The following is an 18,020-nucleotide window of genomic DNA, read 5'->3' as shown; positions in this document are numbered from 1 at the left end:
CGCCTCAGCGCCCCTGGCGCTCGCGCCGGGGCGGCGTGCTGAGCTGATCGCAGGCGGCCCTGATGCGCACCGTCAACAGCAGCGCCAACCCGACGACGAACAGCACCAGCAGCCCGCGGTGCGCCAGGCTGCCCAGCACCCCGGACACCACCAGACCTAGGCCGACGAGCACCAGGGTCGCCGAGCGCACCCGGTGATGCCACGGGCTGACGGGAGCTGCTGGTGTTGCGGGTCTGTCGGCGTCGAGAGCGGTGCGGGCCATGGGATCCATCCTGCGACGACGAGCGCGGCAATGGGGTGCGGCGACCGTCAAGATTGCGTCAGAGTTCCGTTAACGCCCCGGGATGGAGCGGATGGTGAACCTTCGCGGGTGGCGCGTCCCCGCTCGGCCCTTCACCATTCGCCGGCGATCACAACCGTTCCGGTACATCACAACCCCTCCAGCGTGCTGAAACGGTTGTGGCGTGCGAATTCGGTTGTGCTCGCCGAGTTGAGGTGCCACGAGTTGGGCGCTCGCCGAGTTGGATCCCCCGCCGACGTGGGCGGCCACCGAGTTGGATCCCAGCCGACGTGGGTGCTGACGTTCGGAGACGCTCTGGGCCCGCGGCTCTCGCCGAACAGAGCGCGACCTCAGCCGGTGCTTCCGGTGGACTCGTAGCCCTGGCGGATGAAGCGCTGCAACCCGACGAACAGCAGCAGCACCGGCACGGTGGCGATGGTGGCCGCGGCGAACAACTGCGAGTAGTTCGGGTTCTGGCTGGTGGTGTAGGCCGAGAGCGCCACCTGGATGGTCCACGAGTTCGGGTCCTGCCCGATCACCAACGGCCACAGGAAGGCATTCCAGGATGCCAGGAAGGTGATCGCGCCGATGGCCGCGAACACCGCGCCGGTGTTCGGCACCACGATGCGCCAGAACACCCCGAAGTAGCCCAGCCCGTCGATGCGCCCGGCTTCCTCCAGGTCCCGCGGGAAGTCGGAGAACTGTTGGCGGAACAGGAAAACCGCAAGCGCCGAGAACAAGCCGGGGATGATCAAGCCGCGCAGCGACGACACCCACCCCAACGACGACACCATCACGAACGTCGGGACGAACGTCACCGCCGCGGGAATCATCAGGGTGGCAAGCACCAGGCCGGACACCAGACCCGAGTACCGATAAGGGATCCGCGCCAGCCCATAGCCGGCCAATGCGGCCAGCACCACGGTGAGAACGGTCTGCACCACCGACACCAGCACCGAGTTCAGCAACGCCCGCGCGAACGGCACCTGGCTGTTGCTGAACACGTCGGCGAAGTTCTGCCACTGCGCCTTGGCCGGCCACAGTGTGAACTCCAGCTCGGCGATCTCCGGTTCGGTGGCCAGCGCGGTCCGGATGATCAGATAGAACGGGATCAGGAACAGCAGTGCGCCGAGCACCAGCAGTACGGTCCGCAGGATCGCCCCGGCCCGCTCCAGTGGTGGCTGCCGCACCCCGCCGCCGCTGAGATGCGGGGCCCGGACGCGCTGCGCCGCAGCGGACGTCATCGGCGGGCTCCGTCCCGTTCCCGCAGGAACCGCAGCTGCAGGATGGTGACAAGCCCGACCAGCACTGCCAGGATGATGGCGCCGGCCGAGCCCTGGCCGAGGTTCTGCTCGCGGCCGAAGGCGATGAAGTACAGGTAGACCAGCGGCGGCCGGGCGTACGGCGGGTAGCTGCCGAAGCTGGACAGCGTGTTGTAGAACTCGTCGAATGCCTGGAAAGCGTTGATAAGCAACAACACCAGCACCGCCGCCGAGGTGGCACGCAGCTGCGGCAGCGTGATGTAGCGCAGCGTCTGCCAGCCCGGCTTGGCGCCGTCGATGGCCGCCGCCTCGTACAGGATCGGCGGGATCCGCTGCAGGCCGGCCAGGAACAGGATCATGTAGAAGCCGACCTGCAACCACAGCCGCAGCGTCACCAGCACCAGCCAGTACCACGGCGGGTCGGTGATCGACAGCCAAGCGATGTTCCCGATCCCGAACCAGCTGAGCACGGTGTTCGCCAGGCCGGACGGCAACCCGTTGAAGATGGCCATCTTCCACACCAGCGAGGCGACGACGTAGCTGCACGCGGTGGGCAGGAAGAACGCCGAGCGGTAGAACGCCTGGAACCACCGGGTCCGGTTGATCGCCAGCGCCAGGCCGAGGCTGAACACGAACGTCACCGGGACGATGAACACCGCGAACAACGCGAACGTCCCGAGGCTGGACAGGAAGTTCGGATCCGTCAGCATCGTCGCGTAGTTCTGCAGGCCGACGAAATCCGTTGGGGTGACCGTGTTCCTGGCGTCGAAGAACGACAGGTACAGGCTCCACAGGATCGGGATGTAGACGAAGATCAGCAGCCCGACGAAGAACGGGCCGACAAACGCCCAGAACCACAGATTGCGGTTCTGGTTGCCGGCGAGCACCCGCCACCATGGACGCGACGCCGCTGGTGCCGCAGCCGAGCTCACCAAGACCGAGCGCCTACTTGGCGGTGACGCGCTTCAGCTCGGCCTCGACGGTCGCCACCACCTTGGCGAGTTCGGCTTTGGCGTCGGCGCCGTCCTTGATGATCCGGGTGGCGGCATCCGACATCGCCGTCGACGACTTGGAGGTCCACAGCATCGGCGTCTGGGCGTGACCGTCGGTCTGGAAGATCTTCAGCGCTTCGGCCGCCTGCCCGCTCTTGAGCTTGTCGGCCTTGGCCGCGACCGACTCCCTCGACGGCAGATGGAAGCCGTAGCTCTGCGCGAAATCCAGCTGATCGGCGGTGTTGTCCACCCACAGCCACTTCACGAAAGCCTTGGCGGCGTCGACGTTTGCGCCCTTCGCGGCGACACAAGAGCCGTACGCCCCGATCGGCACGCTGGGCTTTCCGGCGCCGGCGGCGAATGCCGGCCAGGCGGCCACCCCGAAGTCGTCACCCAGCGCCTTCTGGAACTGCGGGAAGTTCCACAGCCCGGTCCACTGCATGGCGCACAGGCCGTTGGTCAGCGCCGACGGATCCGACCAGTCGGTCGGCGCCCCGAGCAGCAGGTTGCCCGAGGTGAACAGGGTGTGCAGCCCGGCCAGCGCCGGCCCGGCCTGCTCCGGGGTGAAGCCGACCTTGCCGTCGGTCACGTAGTCTTCGCCGACCGACCACAGCGAGGGGCCGACCAGGGTGCCGACTCCCCCGTCGTTTCCGACGAATAGGCCCTTCTGCTTGCCCTGGGTGAGCGCCTTGGCAGCCGCCCGCAGCTCCTCGAACGAGGTCGGTGGCTTCACACCAGCCTTGTCCAGCAACGACTTTCGGTACACCAGCAGCTGCATGTCGATGGTCTCCGGGATGCCCCAGACCTTGCCGTCGTAGCTCATCCGCTCCAGCATCGCCGGGTTGAAGTCGCTCTTGGCGTCACCGAGCAGGTCGGTCAGGTCGGCCACCAGGCCCTGCTGGATCTGGTCGATGGTGGGGCCGTTGGCGCCCTCGAAGACGTCCGGCGGGCTGGAGGTGAGCAGCGCGGAAGCCGCCTTGGACTCGTAGTCGCCGGGGAACCAACTGACCTCGACGGTGGCGTTCGGGTAGCTGGCGGCGTAGCGCTTCACCGCGGCCTCGGTGCCCTCTTCGCCGTACTGGTGGTACCACTGCTGCAGCGTCGGCTTGCTGCCGCCGGTACCTGCGCCGCTCGCAGCCGGGCCGCTTGTCCCGGCGCCGCTGGTGCCGGCACCGCCCGCCGCGGTGCCCGGCTGGGACGTCGTCGAGGCGTCACCCCGGCCGGTGTTACCGCCACAGGCAGCCAGCAGACCGGCGGCCGCCAGCGACCCACCGACCGCGAAGAACGCACGGCGGTTCAACCGGGTGCCACCGGCATCGGGTCGCGCGGCTTCCGCCTGCTCCTGGCTGCTGGCCCTGCGCGAAGAACTGTGACCCATTGACATGGCTACTCCTGCACTCTGGTGAGGCGCGGGCGAAACCCGCGGACGCGTTGGCGTCAGCGTAGAACCCCCGCCTTTGGCGCCGGCGCGGGGCAGGCCGAAATCCGCGGCGCGCGCCGAGCGGTGGCGCCGCGATGTGCCCGGGATTACCCGAGATGGATGACCGTCAATGGGTACCGCTGATCGCCGGTGCTGCGCGGCGATGCAGCTCCGCCGCCGGCAACGGCACCGACGAACTGTGCAGGTGATGGGCCCTGGCGAATGGCCGTATGGAGCGATCCCGGGATGGCACCGGTACGTCACCGGGGCGGGCGCCGGGATCGTTACGGGGCCGGTCAGCGGACGGCGACGGTTCCCTCAACGAGCTTGCCCCGACCGCGGGTGGCGCCGCCGCGCCCGCGCAGGGCGACACCGTCGTCGGTGAGGATCCGGTGGACGAACCCGTACGACCGGCCGAAGTCGGAGGCCAGCGAGCGGATGCTCTCGCCACTCTCGTATCGCTTGCGAATGCTTTCGGTGACCGCGCTGCGATCGGTGCCCGTGATGCGGACGCCCCGTCCCAGCTTCCCGTTGGTGGCCTTCTTGGTTGAAGCCATCGCGTGCCTTCCTCGTGATGATTCAGGTGCCGGCGGCAGTCAGCAGGCCGATCAGACCGCTGCCCTGGTGCGCCGTGCTCTACCCACCCACGTCAGCTGGCACCGACGCCGGACGCCCCGGCCCGTGTGCTTTCAGGGTGTGCGCGGCCGCGCGTCACGCGGACGACGCCCGGAACGGGCAACGCCGGCGCGGCCTGCTGCCGGGGGGCGCCTCGAGTCAGTACATCGATGACGGAGGTTGCCATCCATCATCGGCCACAACCGGCCCGACCGCCATCATTCGGTGCCGAATTTGTCTGATTCCGCCGGCGGTGTCGGCAACACGCCGGGGCCGGCAGCAGGCTCAGGCGAGCTCGACCAGATCCAGATAGTCGGCCGACCAGTGATCTTCGGTGCCGTCCGGCAGCAGGATCACCCGCTCCGGCTCCAGCGCGGTGACAGCACCAGGATCGTGGGTCACCAACACCACAGCGCCGGTGAACCGGCGCAACGCATCCAGCACCTGTTCCCGGCTGGCCGGGTCCAGGTTGTTGGTCGGTTCGTCCAGCAGCAGCACGTTCGCCGACGACGACACCAGCCCGGCCAGCGCCAGCCTGGTTTTCTCGCCGCCGGACAGCGTGCCGGCCGGCTGATCCAGCTGCTCTCCGCGGAACAGGAAGGAGCCCAACAGGTTTCGCAGTTCCTGCGCCGGCGTGTCCGGCGCGGCATGCCTGGTGTTCTCCCACACCGTGGCGTCCGGGTCCAGGGTGTCGTGCTCCTGTGCGAAGTAGCCGAGCTTGAGGCCGTGGCCGGGCAGCACCTCACCGGTGTCCGGCGCCTGCTGGCCGAACAACAGCCGCAGCAGGGTGGTCTTGCCGGCGCCGTTCAGTCCCAGCACCACCACCTTGCTGCCGCGGTCGATGGCCAGGTCGACACCGGCGAACACCTCGAGCGAGCCGTAGGCCTTCGACAGGTTCTTCGCCGTCAATGGGGTGCGGCCGCAGGGCGCGGGAGCCGGGAACCTGATGTGCGCGACCTTGTCGGCCACCCTGACGTCGTCCAGCTCGCTCATCATCCGCTCGGCGCGGCGGGCCATATTCTGCGCGGCGGTGGCCTTGGTGGCCTTGGCGCCGAGCTTGGCGGCCTGCGCCAGCAGCGCACCGGCCTTCTTCTCGGCGTTGGCGCGCTCGCGCCGGCGCCGCTGCTCGTCGGTGGCCCTGGCGTCCAGGTAGCGCTTCCAGTTCATGTTGTAGATGTCGAGCTCGCCGCGCACCGCGTCCAGAAACCACACCTTGTTGACCACGGCGTCCAGCAGGTCGACGTCGTGGCTGATGATCACCAGGCCGCCGTTGTAGTTCTTCAGGTAGTCGCGCAGCCAGGTGATGGAGTCGGCGTCGAGGTGGTTGGTCGGCTCGTCCAGCAGCAGCATGGTGCCGGCGCCGGCGCCCCCTTCGGCGGCGGCGAACAGGATGCGGGCCAGCTCGACCCGGCGGCGCTGGCCTCCGGACAGGGTGGCCATCGGCTGGGCGAGCACCCGGTCGGGCAGGCCGAGGTTGGAGCAGATGCGCCCGGCCTCGGACTCGGCGGCGTACCCGCCGAGCGCGGAGAAGCGCTCTTCGATACGGCCGTACTCACGGACGGCGGCGTCGCGGGCGGCCCCGTCGGCCAGCTCCGCCATCTGGATCTGGACCTTCTCCAGCTTGGCGGCCAGCACATCAAGGCCGCGGGCCGAGAGCACCCGGTCCCGTGCAGTGACGGACAGATCACCCTCACGCGGGTCCTGCGGCAGGTAGCCGAGCTCGCCGGACTGCTCGACGGATCCGGCGTAGGGCAGTGACTCGCCGGCCAGTACCCGCAGCGTTGTGGTTTTGCCTGCACCGTTGCGGCCGACCAGCCCGACGCGGTCGCCGGGTTGCAGGCGCAGGGTGGTGTCGGCGAGCAGGATCCGCGTCCCAGCCCGCAATTCCAGGCCGGTTGCGGTGATCACGTGCATCAATGCTACCGGCGGTGCGCCACCGATTTAGCCGGTCAACGCCGCTGCCGGGTTGCCCTTGGTCACTCTCCGGTCACTGCGCGGCATCTCCGGTGGTCACTGCCGTCACTGCGGTGGCCACACCGGTGGTCATGCCGACGAGAGACAACCTGGCGAGTTGCCCGTCCGGCCGCTGCATAGGCTCGAGCGGTGACCGACTACCGGGCCGGCAGCGCCGTGGTCTTGGGTGCGCACCGATGAACCGAGGCCGCCCCGCGCACCCGCTACCCGCGGCGGTGCTGGCCGACGTCACGCGGGTGGTCGGCGTCCCGGTTGCCGCCGTCGACCGGCTCACCGGCGGCAGCAATGGCGGTGCCGTGCGGGTGGTGCTGGACGGCCGGCAGGCCGCCGTGCTCAAGGCCGCGCCGCGGACCCACTCCGATCAGTTCGCCCAAGCACAGCGGGCCAACCGGGTGGCCGCGCACATGCGCGAGCGCGGATATCCGACCCCGGCGTGGCTCGGCGTCGGGGCCACTGCCCGGCACGTGTGGCAGCTGACCGAGTTGGTCGATGCGGCGCCCGCTGCCGCCCTGACCCCGCCGCTGATCGAGCAGCTGATGGGCGTCATCGCGTTGCAGGCCGGCCAGGCCAGCGAGCCGTATGACCACTGGAGGTACGCCTGGCGCGTTGCCACCGGATCACCGCTCACCGCCGGCCGGGGTGACGACACGCCGGAGCAGACACGGCTGCGCCGGTCCATCGCCACCCTGCCGGAGTACTCCCCGGACGTCGCGGCGCTGGTGGCGCGGCTGCGCGCACTGTCGGCGCGGGTCCCGGCTCCGTCCCAGGCACCCGACATGGTGCATGCCGACCTCGCCACGCCGACCAATGTGTTGGTCGGGGCCGGTGCGGTGGTAGCGGTGGTCGACATCGGGAACGCCGGAAGCGGTACTCGGGCAACGGATCTCACGTCGTTGGTCTGGTACACCTGCACCGATCCGCAGCTGGCCGAGGTCCGCGCCCGACTGTGGACGGCGCTGCTGGATGCGGTCGGCCCTGATCAGGCTGCGGTGCTCACCGCCGCGCACATCCTGCACATGCTCGAGCTGCCGGTCCGGCACCGCTGGCCCACGCTGGTCGCGGCCGTGGTCGACCGCGGCCACCGTGTCATCGACGAGCTGACCACCCTGTCTTGACCATCCGTACAGACCACCGTGCGCCGACCGCCGCGGCCGGCCTCTCAGACCGCTCGGCAGGGTCAGCCCGCCGCCTCCAGGATGCGAACGATCTCGGTGTAGCCGCTGCTGCGGGCGTGCTGTAGGGCGGTGGTGCCGTCCCGGTCGGCGATGGCCGGGTCGGCTCCGGCGCCCAGCAGGATCTGGACGATCTGCTGGTGCTCCGGGCCGCCGTCGCCGAGAATCACCGCCTCCAGCAGCGCCGTCCAGCCCAGGTCATTGACGTGGTTGACGTCGATGTCGGTCTGCACCACCCGCCGCAGGTAGTCGACGTGGCCCCGCTCGCTGGCCGGGATGATCGACACCCCGCCGTACCTGTTGCGCAGTGTCAGGTCCGGGTTTGCCGGCAGCAGCACCTCGGCCATCGCCACGCTGCCGGTAACACCGGTGACCAGCCACGGGGTGTCCTGTTGATCGTCCACCGCATCGGGCGACGCACCGGCGGCGACGAGAGCCTTGGCCACCTCGACGTGATCGTTGGTGACGGCGAGCAGCAGCGCGGTGCGGCCGCGCTGGTCCGTCGTCTCGACGGGTGCGCCGGCTTGCAGGGCGGCGCGCACCCCGGCGAGATCCCCGGCGGCGGCAGCGGCGAGCAGCGCCTGGCCGGCGCTCGGATCCGCGCTCGGCCGGGCGCTCCGCGCGGAGTTATGGCCGGCAGCCGGACTGGCACCGGTTGCGGCGGAGTCGTTGGCAGACATCGGGTTTCGGCTCTCCTGGTCGGACGTCGCGGGCGCTGAGGCCGCCCCGGTAGTGGGCGTGGCCCGGTTCGCCGTGCAGGCGCCAAGCAGCACGGCCAGCGCAACCAATGCGGCCGCGGTCACAGCTGCCGGACGGGCCCTCATGCTTCCTGTGTACCTGGCCGGTCAGACCAGTTGATGCTCGCGGGCCAGCGCGGCGGCCTCGGTGCGGCCGGTGGCGCCGAGCTTGGCGAGAATGTTCGACACGTGCACGCTCGCCGTCTTGGTCGAGATGAACAGGCTCTTGCCGATCTCGCCGTTGCTGCGCCCGAGCGCGAGCAGGGCGAGCACCTCGCGTTCCCTTGCGGTCAAGTCGGCACCCAGCGCGCCGGACTCGTCCGGGTTCCGCCCTGGCCCGGTTGTCGTCGCGGCGCTGGACGCCGCTTTGGCTGCCGCGGGCTCGGCGGAGCGGGCCCGTCGACGGCGCGTCGGGCCGCCGGAGACCGGCAGCCGCCGTAGTTCGGCCAGCAGCGGCGCCGCCGACAACTCAAGGGCAACCGCATGGGCAGCGTCGCGAAGGTCCCTGGCCTTGGCTTCGTCGCCGGCGGCGGCCAGTGCCTGAGCCCAGCGGGCCCTGGCGCGCGCCTGCTCGAACGGGTACGGCAGCGCGTCGAACAACGCCACCGTCGTCTCCCAGGCTGAGGTCAATGCGGCGGAGGTGACGGTGCCGGGCTCAAGTTGCCACCGCAACCGCAGCAGCTCGGCCGTCACCCTGGCCGACCAGGCCTGCCCCTCCGGTCCCCAGAACAGCCCGCCGCGGGTCGGGGTCGGGTTCAGCACGCTGGTGGTTCTGGCGGCCGCCGGATCGAATGCCGCAGCACGGGCGGCGTCGTCGGCGAGTTGCCGCGCCCGCTCCAGGTGCGCGGCCCACTCCCTGCGGGGCAGCGCCGGCACGTGCCTGGCCTGCTGGCCGATGAGCAGCGCGGCCAACCGGACCCGCCCGGGAAAGTACGGCGTGCCCCAGGCCTCGGTGAGTTGGGCAACCACCGCGTCGTGGCCGGCAGTGGCGGCGGGCAGATCGCCGGCGTCGCCAAGGGCATCGATGGCTGCGAACCCGGTCATCACCACGACCATGCCGTCGGGCAGGCCGGGGTTGCGGGCCAGCGCGGAACGCGCCAGCTGTTCGCCGCCGCCACGAGCGGCGGCGACAGTCAGCCGAATGACCTCGAGCGCCGCTGCGGCGGCGGGTGGTGCCTGACCGGGAACCTGCGCCAGCTGCAGCGCGGCGTCCCAGTCGCCCAGCTGAAAGCTGCCGTTGGCGGCCAGCACTCGGGAGTCCAGCCCCCACGGACCGAACGGCCGGCCCAGCTCAAGCGCTCGTTCGGCGGTGCGCTGGTGCAGTTGCTGGGCCCGGCGCCAGTCGCCCCGCTGGGCGTAGACCCCCGCGAAGTGATGCCCGGCGCGGAGTTCGGTGCCCTGCCGGTTGTCGCGACGGGCTTTCGTCATGATCGCGGTGAATTCGCGTTCGGCGTCTTCGACGGCACCGGAAACGCCCTCGAAGTCGTTGAGCCGGGCGAGGGTGGTGGCCGCGTCGCCGGCGACAGCGCCAAGGCCGATCCGCTCGGCCACCTCGAGAGCCTGCTCGGCGCGCCGGCGGGCTTCGGCGTACTTGCCCGACCCCATCAGGCTGCGGGCCAGCACGCTGAGCAGCCTGGCCCGCAGCGAGTCGGGCAGATCGGCCGGCGCCTCGGCGAGCGCGTCCCGCGCCGTCACGAACGAGAGCCAAGAGTCTTCGGCGAGCGCCGCCTCGGCGAGTTGGGTCATCGCCCTGAGCTTGTCGCGCTGGTTGCCCGCCTGGGAAACCTCGGTAACCAGATCTTTGGCAGTGCCGATGGCGGCGAGTACGTCGCCGCCGGTGGACAGCGCGGCGATCAGGTCGCCGGTGATGGCCACCCGGTCGGCGTCCCGCGGATCGAGCTCGGCAGCCAGCTCGGGATGTTCCTGCAAGGAGGCGAGCACGGTCCGGTACTGCCTGGCGGCCTCGTCGGGGCCACCGAGTTCACAGGCCATGTCGGCGGCGCGCAACCCGGCTTGAACGGCGGCGGCGGGCCGGCCGGCGGCGCGGGCATGCCTGGCCAGCTCGGCCCAGTACGTGGTGCCGACGGTCTCTGCGGACATGCCGAGCAGCGCGTCGTGGAAGGCCTGGTGCCAGCGCCGCCGCTCGCCGGGCAGCACATCGTCCAGCACCGCCTCGGCCAGCAGCGCGTGCCGGAAGCCGTAACCGGCGCCGACCGGTACCAGCAGGTGGTGTTCGACCGCCGAGCGCAGCGCCTGCTCCAGCGCGGTTTCGTCCAGCCCGACGGCGGCACTGAGCACCTCATGCCGGACCCCGTGGCCGCCGATGGCCACCCCGACCGCGACCCGGCGGCCGTTGTCGTCGAGCCGGTCCAACCGCACCAGCAGCAACGCGGCCAGATCGTCCGGCAACTCGGTACTGCCGTCTCCCGCCGCGCCCACCAACTCCTCGGCGAAGAATGCGTTGCCCGCCGCCCGCTCGACGATCCGGTCCAGCACCGACGGTTGGAACGACGCGGGATGCAGCTTGCCGACGAGCTCAACAATCGCCTTGTCCGGCAACGGGTTCAGCCCCAACCGGTGCACGCCGGGCAGCCGCGACCACTCGGCGAGGGCGGCGCGCAGCGGGTGCCGGCGGTGTACGTCGTCCGCGCGGTAGGAGATCACCAGCCGGGCCTGCCGCGACCCGCGGGACATCAGCAGACCGATGACGTCGCGGGTGGACCGGTCTGCCCAGTGCGCGTCTTCGATCAGCACCACGGTGGCGGGATCGCCCCGCTCGCCCGGCTCGGAGAGTTCGGTGATGACGGCGACCAGCTGGTCGCGGACGTCCGCTCCGGCGGCGGCCGCGCTGGCCGCCTGCCCGGTCAGTGCCGCCAGCGCCGGATACCTGGCCTGCAGGTCGGCCGCGCGCTCCGGATGCTCGCGGATCCAGCGGCCGAGCATCTCGGCGAACGGCAGGTACGGCGAGGTCGCGTCGGACAGGTCGAGACAGTGCCCGACGAGCGCCTCGCCACCGGCCACCTTGACCTGCGCCGCCAGTTCCGACAACAAGCGGGACTTACCGACGCCGGCGTCTCCCGCGACGATCACCGTGCCCGGTTGCCGCGGTTCTTCGGCGTCGGCCGCAGCATCGGCCGCTCCCGGCGGCAGACCGAGCCCGGCCCGCAGCTCGGCGAGTTCGGCCTCCCGGCCGATCAGCGGCTGCTGTGGGCGCTCGTCGATCACACCGTCCATTGTGTCTGGCGCCACCGACAGCCAGGGACGGCCGGGGGTGCCGGACCGCGTCGCCGTGATCGGGCCAGCCGATGCTGCCGATGCTGCCGATACTGCCGATGCTGCGGGTACTGCCGATGTGGCCGATCCTGCTGGTTCAGGCACTCGGCGCCACCCGAGCCCGTCGGGACCGCGCGACGGAATCGGTGCGCGGCGCCTCCGCGGGTCGCTGTGCTGGTGCGAACAGCGACAGCCAGCGGCGCCGGCGCCGGACCGGGTGTTGCTTGGGGCCGCCGGCCGCGCGCTGCAATTGGTCCTGGCGATAGGAGATTTCGGCTTCGAGGGCGGTGAACATGGGGTCCTCCGAGGTGGTCGCGGGTCGTTGTGACCACCACGTTCGGCCGCTGAGGTAGGCCGGCGCATCGGGCGACTGCCCTATTTCAGAGTGCTGAGAATTTCTGAGCACCGAGAATTTCTGAGCACTGAGAATTTCTGAGCGCGGGAAACGGCCCCGGCCGCTACCTCAGGCCGCCGGCTCAGCGTTGACCCGGTTGCTCCGTCACGGTGACGGTGACGTCAAGGCTGTGCGTCGCCACCTCGTCCAGCACCGCCCGGCGCGGCTCCGGCACCGCCCAGAACTCGCGACGCGGCAGGGCGATGAGCACCGCACCTGCCGGGCCGGCCGCGGCCAGCAGTTCCAGTACCGCGCCGGCGCTGCGCTCGTCGCCGCCGACGACCAGGCCGGACAGCTGCCGCCCGAACAGCACCCGCTCGGCGGCCGCCGCGGTTGCCGCCTGCGCGGCGGTGAGCTGGTTTCCGCGGCGCCGGGCATAGCGCTGCTGTGACCAGCCGCCCGCCGCCGTCCTGCCCTGCACGTAATGGGTATCGGTGGACGAGGCGATCACCGCGCCGTCCAGCGCGACGCCGACCGAGTGCGCCCCGGCCCGCACCAGGATGATGCCGAGTTCGCCGAGGCCGGCCAGATGCTCCAACAGGGCTTCCACCGGCTCGGCGGGTCCGTCGGTGCCAGTGGCAACTGTGGCGGGCCGCCCGGTTTCGGCCGCTGGCGCTGACGCGGGAATGTCCAGCGGCGGAAATGGCACATCGAAGACGGCCGCCGCGCCGTCGCCAGCGCTGACCCGGAGCTGCCGTTCGTCGCCGTGCAGGCCGGTAAGGCCACCGTGGCCGGCGGCAAACCTGTTGATCCACGCGGGGATTCGGCTTGGCGCGAGCTCCAGCTGCCGCCCGCCACCGGGGGCCGGGCGTGGCCGGAAAGCACTGGCGGTCGCTTGCGCTCTGCGGTTTCGCGCCATCCTCAGGGCGCTGTCCAGGACAGCCCGCCGGCGCCGGTGAGGGTGCTGCCGGCGCGCACCGCCTCCTCGTCCGAGAGCGAAGCGACGTAGTCGATGATGCCGCGGCCCCTGCCGAGCCGGCGGATGGCGTCCGGGCTGGTGCTGCGTTCCCCCGACGGCGCCACCAGCAGCTCGGGCTGTTCGGCGGCCAGCCTGGTGTAGGCGCCGGTCGCCAGGTCGACCAGATCCACCAAGCGGCGCGGGATCCGGCCGGCGTCGTCAGGGTCGGCCAGCCAAGAATCCAGTGCTGCCACCAGGTTTGCCAGTAGCTCGGCCTGTCCGCGTTGGAACATCGCCAGGTCCGGACGATCGAGGACGAACCGCTGGTGCACGAACTTGAGTACCGCTACCTCGTGCCAGGCCTGCCGGTTGAGGGCGACAAAAGCGCTGCGCGGGTTCGGGTTCGCGGTGATCGTCACCGATTCCTGCAGGTGGTTGATCCAGCTGCCGGTGAACGCTTCAAGGGCCCGCTCGGCGTCCATCGACGAGTCGTAGGGGGCGGCCAGCAAGCCGTCGACGAGGTCGTCGGCGACCCTGGCGACGGCCACCGCGAAGACGTCCTCATCGAAGATCCAGCCGTCCTTGTCGCGCAGCCGGCGGCGCAACAGCTCGAGCCGGCGGCCGGGGCGCCGCTCCTGGGTGTGCAGCTCGCCGGCGGTGGCGCCGGCCAACTCGGCGCGGTGCCGCTGCCATGCCCTGAACTCAGCGGCGACACTGGCGTGCTGCAGCACCCCGGCTCGATGGAAATCGTCGAGATCGTGCAGGGAATAGGCGATGTCGTCGGCGACGTCCATCACCGAGCACTCGACGGTCTGCCGGAACTCGGCGCGGCCGGGGTAGCCGGCGAGAACCTGCGTCAGCTCCGCGACGTCGGGCAGGTAGGCGGAGAACTTGCCGGAACCGACACCGTCGGCACCGACCCCTGCGCCCTTCGGGGTGGGGTCGAGGGTGGACGGATGTGGTTGCGGCACACCGAATCTCGCCCACGGGTACTTGAGTACCGCGGCACGCACCGCGGTGGTGAGGTTGAGCCCGGACGGCGCGGTGCCGTGCACGTCCAGCTGGGTGAGAATCCGGAAGGTCTGCGCGTTGCCCTCGAACCCGTCGGCCAGGTCGAACCGGGACCGGGCGATCCGGTCAAGGATGCGCTCCCCCAGGTGCCCGAACGGCGGGTGCCCGAGATCGTGCGCGGAGGCGGCGGCCTGCACCACAACCGGATCGACCCCGCCGAGCTGCTGAGCCAACGCCGAGTCCGGCCCGCGCCGGATCCGCATCGCGATGGCCCTGGCCACCGCCGTCACCTTGATGGTGTGGGTGAGCCGGTTGGTGATGACGTTGCCGAGCGCCCCTGGCGACACCACCTGGGTGACGGCCGCCAACCGCGAGAAGTACGGCGAGAACCTGATGCGTTCCAGATCGTCCCGGAACGGGCCTTCGCTGGGGTTGACGCTGATCGCGTCCGCCGGGCTGGAAACCCGTTGCTGCACTGGGGTTTCCGGGGTGCGCCGCTCGATCCGGTGGTCGGTCATGGCGCCGATTCCGCCGAGCCGGCGGTGGCTTGCTGGGCGTGCAGGGCGCGGCGGGTGTCGTCGAGTTGCTCGATCAGCAGGCGGCGCAGGGCTCCCGGCGCATCCGGGTTGTCCCGCAGCCACGCCGTCGTCCCGGCCACCACCGGGTGCTGCTCCGGATCGGCTTCCGCCGACGCCTGGTCGGTGAGCGAGACCGCCCTTGGATACAGCCCCTCCACCCAGCGCTGCGCGAGTTCCTGGCTGCGCCGGCGCCACTGCCGGCCGAGTTGGGAGAGATAGGGCTGGAAATAGCCGGAAACCAGCGGGGCATGTCCCGCCGCCATGAAGCCGGCAATGCGTGCGGAGAGCTCATCGTTGGACTGACCGAGATCGTCGCAGAGCTGCTGCCACAGTTGGTGTTTCAGCTGCGGGTCGGGCAGCGAGCTGACCGCCTCGAGGTGCCGCAGCGCTGCCGCCGGCGAGCGGTCGCTGTCGCGTTCGGCGTCCAGTTCGGCGACGCTGGCATGTCCGGCTGCCGCCAGCGCTGTCCACCACTGCCACCGTAACCGCGAGTCCAGCGGCAGTCCGGCCGGCGGCTCTGCGCCGGCCAGCCACCCGCGGAGCTGCTCGGCGCCGTCCGGATGCAGCGCGGTGACCCTGCCGAGAGTTCTGGCCCAGGTCAGTTGGGCATCCGAACCCGGTGCGGCGGCGAGCATCTGCTCGCTGCTGGCCGCTGCCAACCCGGCGGCCGCGGCCGGCCGCTGCGCGGCCGGCAGGTACCGGTTCAACGCGATCCAGGCGTTGCCCAGCGCGGTGCTCTGCAGGGCGCTGTCGGTCTCGGTCGGTGCCTGGCGGGCGACGATCGCCAGGTAGTCGGTTGCCGGGAGAATCCCGTCCCGGCAGGCGTTCCACAGGCTGGCCCACAGCCCGGCCCTGGTCAACGACGAGTCGATCGCGGTCAGCGAGTCGGCGACGGTGCGCAGCGACTCAGGGTCCAGCCGGACCTTGGCGTAGCTCAGGTCGTCGTCGTTGACAACGATGAGCTCCGGCGCGGGTAGGCCGGCCGCGGCCGGTACCTCGGTGCGCTCGCCGGTCAGGTCGAGCTCGAACCGCTCGGCCCTGGACAACCGCCCGGAGGCGTCACGCCGGTACAGTCCGACGGCCAACCGGTGCGGCAGCTCCGGGGCGGTGCCGACGCCGTCCGCCGGCTGCTGATCGATCCACAATCGTTGCAGCACACCGTCTTTGATGTCGGGCTCGGCCGACAGTGTGGTGAGCCCACTGGTCTGCAGCCAGAGCCGTGACCACTGCGCCAGCGATCGGCCCGAGCTGCGTTCGAGCGCGTCGATCAGGTCGGCGATGGTGGTGTTGCCGAAGGCGTGTCGGCGGAAGTAGTCGGCGGTGCCGGCCAGGAACGCGTCCTGCCCGACGTAGGCGACCAGTTGCCGCAGCACGCTGGCGCCTTTGGCGTAGGTGATGCCGTCGAAGTTCTGCTTCGCGGCCTCCACGTCGGGGATGTCGGCCGCGATCGGGTGGGTGCTGGGCAGCTGGTCCTGGCGGTAGGCCCAGCCCTTGCGTCCGGCGGTGAACGGCGTCCAGGCATCGGTGAACTCTGTTGCCTCGGCGCTGGCCAGGGCGCCCATGTAGTCGGCGAACGATTCCTTGAGCCACAACTCGTCCCACCAGCGCGGCGTCACCAGATCGCCGAACCACATGTGCGACATCTCGTGCAGCAGGGTGTTTGCGCGGCCGGCGTACTGCGCCCTGGTGGCGGCCGACTCGAACACATAGCCCTCGTCGGTGTAGGTGACAAGACCGGGGTTCTCCATGGCGCCGATGTTGTATTCAGGCACGAAGATCTGGTCGTACTTGCCCCACGGGTAGGCGACGTCGAACACCCGGTGGAAGAAGTCCAGACCCTGCTTGGTGAGGGTGAACAGCGTCTCGGGATCGAAGGCGCTCGCCAGCGACTGCCGGCAGTACAGGCCGAGGGGAACGCCGAGCTGCTCGCCGCTGGGCGTACCGCCGAACCATTGGTCGTGCCAGCCGGCGTACGGTCCGGCAGCGACGCAGGTGAGGTAGCTGGACATCGGCGGCGTCGGCGCGAACACCCGCAGCGCCGCTCCGCCGGCACCGCCCGCGTTGTCGCCCGTGTTGTCGCCAACGCCGCCGGAGTCCTCGCCGGCCGGTTGCAGATCGACGCTCCGCTGGTTGCTCAGCACCTCCCAGTCCCGCGGCGCGATCACCCGGAAGGTGAAGGGCGCCTTCAGGTCCGGCTGGTCGAACACCGGGAACACCCGGCGGCAATCGGCCGGCTCGTTGTGGGTGTACAGGTACACGTTGCCGTCGACCGGGTCGACGAACCGGTGCAGCCCCTCGCCGGAGCGGGAGTACCTGGCCAGGCCGTCGACCACTACCTGCTGGGGTTTGCCGGGCGTCAGGCCGGTGAGCTGGATGCGCGCGCCGTCGTACCGAACCGGCTGCTCGTCGCCGTCGATGCTGACCCGCAGCACCGCACCGCCGAGAAAGTCCAGGAAGGTGTCCGGTTCGGTGCTGGTCAGCTCGACGGTGGTGCGCACCGGGTACTCGCTTGCCCCCGGTTCCGCCGCCTCGGCCAGGTCCAGCTCCACCGTGTAGCCGGCGAGCGTCAGCGAGCGACTGCGCTGCTGTGCCTCACGCCTGGACAGGTTGCTGGTGGGCGCCGGGGCGGCGCCGGCTTCGCTGCCGGCCGGGTCGGCTGCCTCGGCCGGGTCGGCTGCTTCGGCCTGGTCGGCTGCTTCGGCCGCAGTGGACGGTTCGGCCGAACCGGCTGGTGCAACCGGCTCGGCGGGTTCGGCCGGATCGGTGGCGCCGGCAGTGGCTGGTGTTGGCACCGTACGAACCTATCGGGTTGTCAATCGGCCGTTGCCGCACTGCCGCGCCGCTGCCGCCGGGCACTGCTCAGATCGCGAACCCGAGGGCGCGCAGCTGATCGCGGCCGTCGTCGGTGATCCTGGTCAGGTCCCACGGCGGCATCCACACCCAGTTGATCCGGAAGTCCTCCACCAGACCTTCACCCGGATGCAGGCCGACAAGGGCGCCACGGACCTGATCCTCGATCATGTCAGTCAGCGGGCAGGCCGCCGAGGTCAACGTCATATCCAGCACCGCGGTGTCGTCGGCGCCGAGCACCACGTCGTACACCAGGCCGAGATCGACGATGTTGATGCCGAGCTCGGGGTCGACGACGTCCTTGAGCGCCTCGAAGATCTCGTCGACCTTGGCCGGATCGCTGCTCACCGACCCCGCGGACGTTCCGGCTGCCTTAGCGGCGGAGCTGTCGGCACCATCGGGGCCACCAGCACTGTCGGCGCTTGCGGCGGCGCCGGCACCGGCGGGACCGGACGGTGCAACCTTGGTCTCCGCCGCTGCTTCGGTGGACGGCTCGCCGCCGCTCCCGCTGGTGGCAGCGGCCACCTCGGCGTCGAGATCCGCGGCGGTGCGGCCGGTGCGGTC

The 18,020-nt window shown here is 70.7% G+C and carries 13 protein-coding genes; 1 reads left to right on the top strand and 12 read right to left on the bottom strand.

The genetic code is table 11. The features are described 5' to 3' along the window. Positions 1 to 4 precede the first annotated feature (4 nt). The 6 genes from HKD39_RS00940 to HKD39_RS00915 form a co-directional block, all read right to left on the bottom strand. Positions 5 to 262: a hypothetical protein gene (locus HKD39_RS00940; protein ID WP_171197966.1), complete on the bottom strand. Its 258-nt coding sequence runs from the start codon at positions 260 to 262 to the stop codon at positions 5 to 7. Between the two features lie 368 nt (positions 263 to 630). Further along, entirely contained in the window at positions 631 to 1,524 is an 894-nt protein-coding gene (locus HKD39_RS00935) for a carbohydrate ABC transporter permease (RefSeq protein WP_171197965.1), read from the bottom strand. Continuing rightward, a complete protein-coding gene (locus tag HKD39_RS00930) occupies positions 1,521 to 2,477 on the bottom strand; it encodes a carbohydrate ABC transporter permease (RefSeq protein ID WP_171197964.1) in 957 nt (318 codons plus the stop codon). Before HKD39_RS00930 ends, HKD39_RS00935 begins: the two co-directional genes overlap by 4 nt. A gap of 10 nt (positions 2,478 to 2,487) precedes the next feature. Continuing rightward, on the bottom strand, positions 2,488 to 3,918 hold the full coding sequence (locus tag HKD39_RS00925) for an ABC transporter substrate-binding protein (RefSeq protein ID WP_212753744.1): 1,431 nt from the start codon (positions 3,916 to 3,918) through the stop codon (positions 2,488 to 2,490). Positions 3,919 to 4,250: 332 nt separating this feature from the next. Then, positions 4,251 to 4,511: a helix-turn-helix domain-containing protein gene (locus HKD39_RS00920; protein WP_171197963.1), complete on the bottom strand. Its 261-nt coding sequence runs from the start codon at positions 4,509 to 4,511 to the stop codon at positions 4,251 to 4,253. 343 nt (positions 4,512 to 4,854) lie between these two features. Continuing rightward, positions 4,855 to 6,477, bottom strand: coding sequence for an ATP-binding cassette domain-containing protein (locus HKD39_RS00915; protein WP_171197962.1), 1,623 nt, complete (start codon positions 6,475 to 6,477; stop codon positions 4,855 to 4,857). A gap of 242 nt (positions 6,478 to 6,719) precedes the next feature. Here HKD39_RS00915 and HKD39_RS00910 point away from each other — a divergent pair, with 242 nt between their 5' ends. Beyond that, positions 6,720 to 7,658, top strand: coding sequence for a phosphotransferase (locus HKD39_RS00910; protein ID WP_171197961.1), 939 nt, complete (start codon positions 6,720 to 6,722; stop codon positions 7,656 to 7,658). Between the two features lie 62 nt (positions 7,659 to 7,720). Here HKD39_RS00910 and HKD39_RS00905 read toward each other — a convergent pair whose 3' ends face one another. The 6 genes from HKD39_RS00905 to HKD39_RS20165 form a co-directional block, all read right to left on the bottom strand. Then, the gene (locus HKD39_RS00905; protein WP_171197960.1) at positions 7,721 to 8,539 is read right to left on the bottom strand and encodes an ankyrin repeat domain-containing protein; all 819 of its coding nucleotides are present in this window, start codon (positions 8,537 to 8,539) and stop codon (positions 7,721 to 7,723) included. Between the two features lie 21 nt (positions 8,540 to 8,560). Beyond that, the gene (locus HKD39_RS19860; protein WP_171197959.1) at positions 8,561 to 11,677 is read right to left on the bottom strand and encodes an AAA family ATPase; all 3,117 of its coding nucleotides are present in this window, start codon (positions 11,675 to 11,677) and stop codon (positions 8,561 to 8,563) included. Positions 11,678 to 12,201: 524 nt separating this feature from the next. Next, the gene (locus HKD39_RS00895) at positions 12,202 to 12,978 is read right to left on the bottom strand and encodes an acVLRF1 family peptidyl-tRNA hydrolase (RefSeq protein ID WP_246231768.1); all 777 of its coding nucleotides are present in this window, start codon (positions 12,976 to 12,978) and stop codon (positions 12,202 to 12,204) included. Positions 12,979 to 12,980: 2 nt separating this feature from the next. Further along, the gene (locus tag HKD39_RS00890) at positions 12,981 to 14,546 is read right to left on the bottom strand and encodes a deoxyguanosinetriphosphate triphosphohydrolase family protein (protein WP_171197957.1); all 1,566 of its coding nucleotides are present in this window, start codon (positions 14,544 to 14,546) and stop codon (positions 12,981 to 12,983) included. Next, the gene (gene pepN / locus HKD39_RS00885) at positions 14,543 to 17,398 is read right to left on the bottom strand and encodes an aminopeptidase N (protein ID WP_212753742.1); all 2,856 of its coding nucleotides are present in this window, start codon (positions 17,396 to 17,398) and stop codon (positions 14,543 to 14,545) included. The genes HKD39_RS00890 and pepN overlap by 4 nt, the downstream gene beginning before the upstream one ends. Before the next feature lie 67 nt (positions 17,399 to 17,465). Continuing rightward, positions 17,466 to 17,981 (bottom strand): metal-sulfur cluster assembly factor, encoded by a 516-nt coding sequence (locus tag HKD39_RS20165; protein WP_425488408.1) that lies wholly within the window; start codon positions 17,979 to 17,981, stop codon positions 17,466 to 17,468. Positions 17,982 to 18,020 lie beyond the last annotated feature (39 nt).

It is taken from the genome of Nakamurella aerolata, from assembly GCF_013002705.1.
Classification (GTDB): domain Bacteria; phylum Actinomycetota; class Actinomycetes; order Mycobacteriales; family Nakamurellaceae; genus Nakamurella; species Nakamurella aerolata.
This window is presented reverse-complemented; position numbering and strand designations above follow the sequence as displayed.

Excerpts from the sequence above, each read along its gene's own strand:
- HKD39_RS00940 (WP_171197966.1), bottom strand. The coding sequence starts at position 262 with ATGGCCCGCACCGCTCTCGACGCCGACAGACCCGCAACACCAGCAGCT.
- HKD39_RS00935 (WP_171197965.1), bottom strand. The coding sequence starts at position 1,524 with ATGACGTCCGCTGCGGCGCAGCGCGTCCGGGCCCCGCATCTCAGCGGC.
- HKD39_RS00925 (WP_212753744.1), bottom strand. The coding sequence starts at position 3,918 with ATGTCAATGGGTCACAGTTCTTCGCGCAGGGCCAGCAGCCAGGAGCAG.
- HKD39_RS00920 (WP_171197963.1), bottom strand. The coding sequence starts at position 4,511 with ATGGCTTCAACCAAGAAGGCCACCAACGGGAAGCTGGGACGGGGCGTC.
- HKD39_RS00910 (WP_171197961.1), top strand. The coding sequence starts at position 6,720 with ATGAACCGAGGCCGCCCCGCGCACCCGCTACCCGCGGCGGTGCTGGCC.
- HKD39_RS00905 (WP_171197960.1), bottom strand. The coding sequence starts at position 8,539 with ATGAGGGCCCGTCCGGCAGCTGTGACCGCGGCCGCATTGGTTGCGCTG.
- HKD39_RS00895 (WP_246231768.1), bottom strand. The coding sequence starts at position 12,978 with ATGGCGCGAAACCGCAGAGCGCAAGCGACCGCCAGTGCTTTCCGGCCA.
- HKD39_RS00890 (WP_171197957.1), bottom strand. The coding sequence starts at position 14,546 with ATGACCGACCACCGGATCGAGCGGCGCACCCCGGAAACCCCAGTGCAG.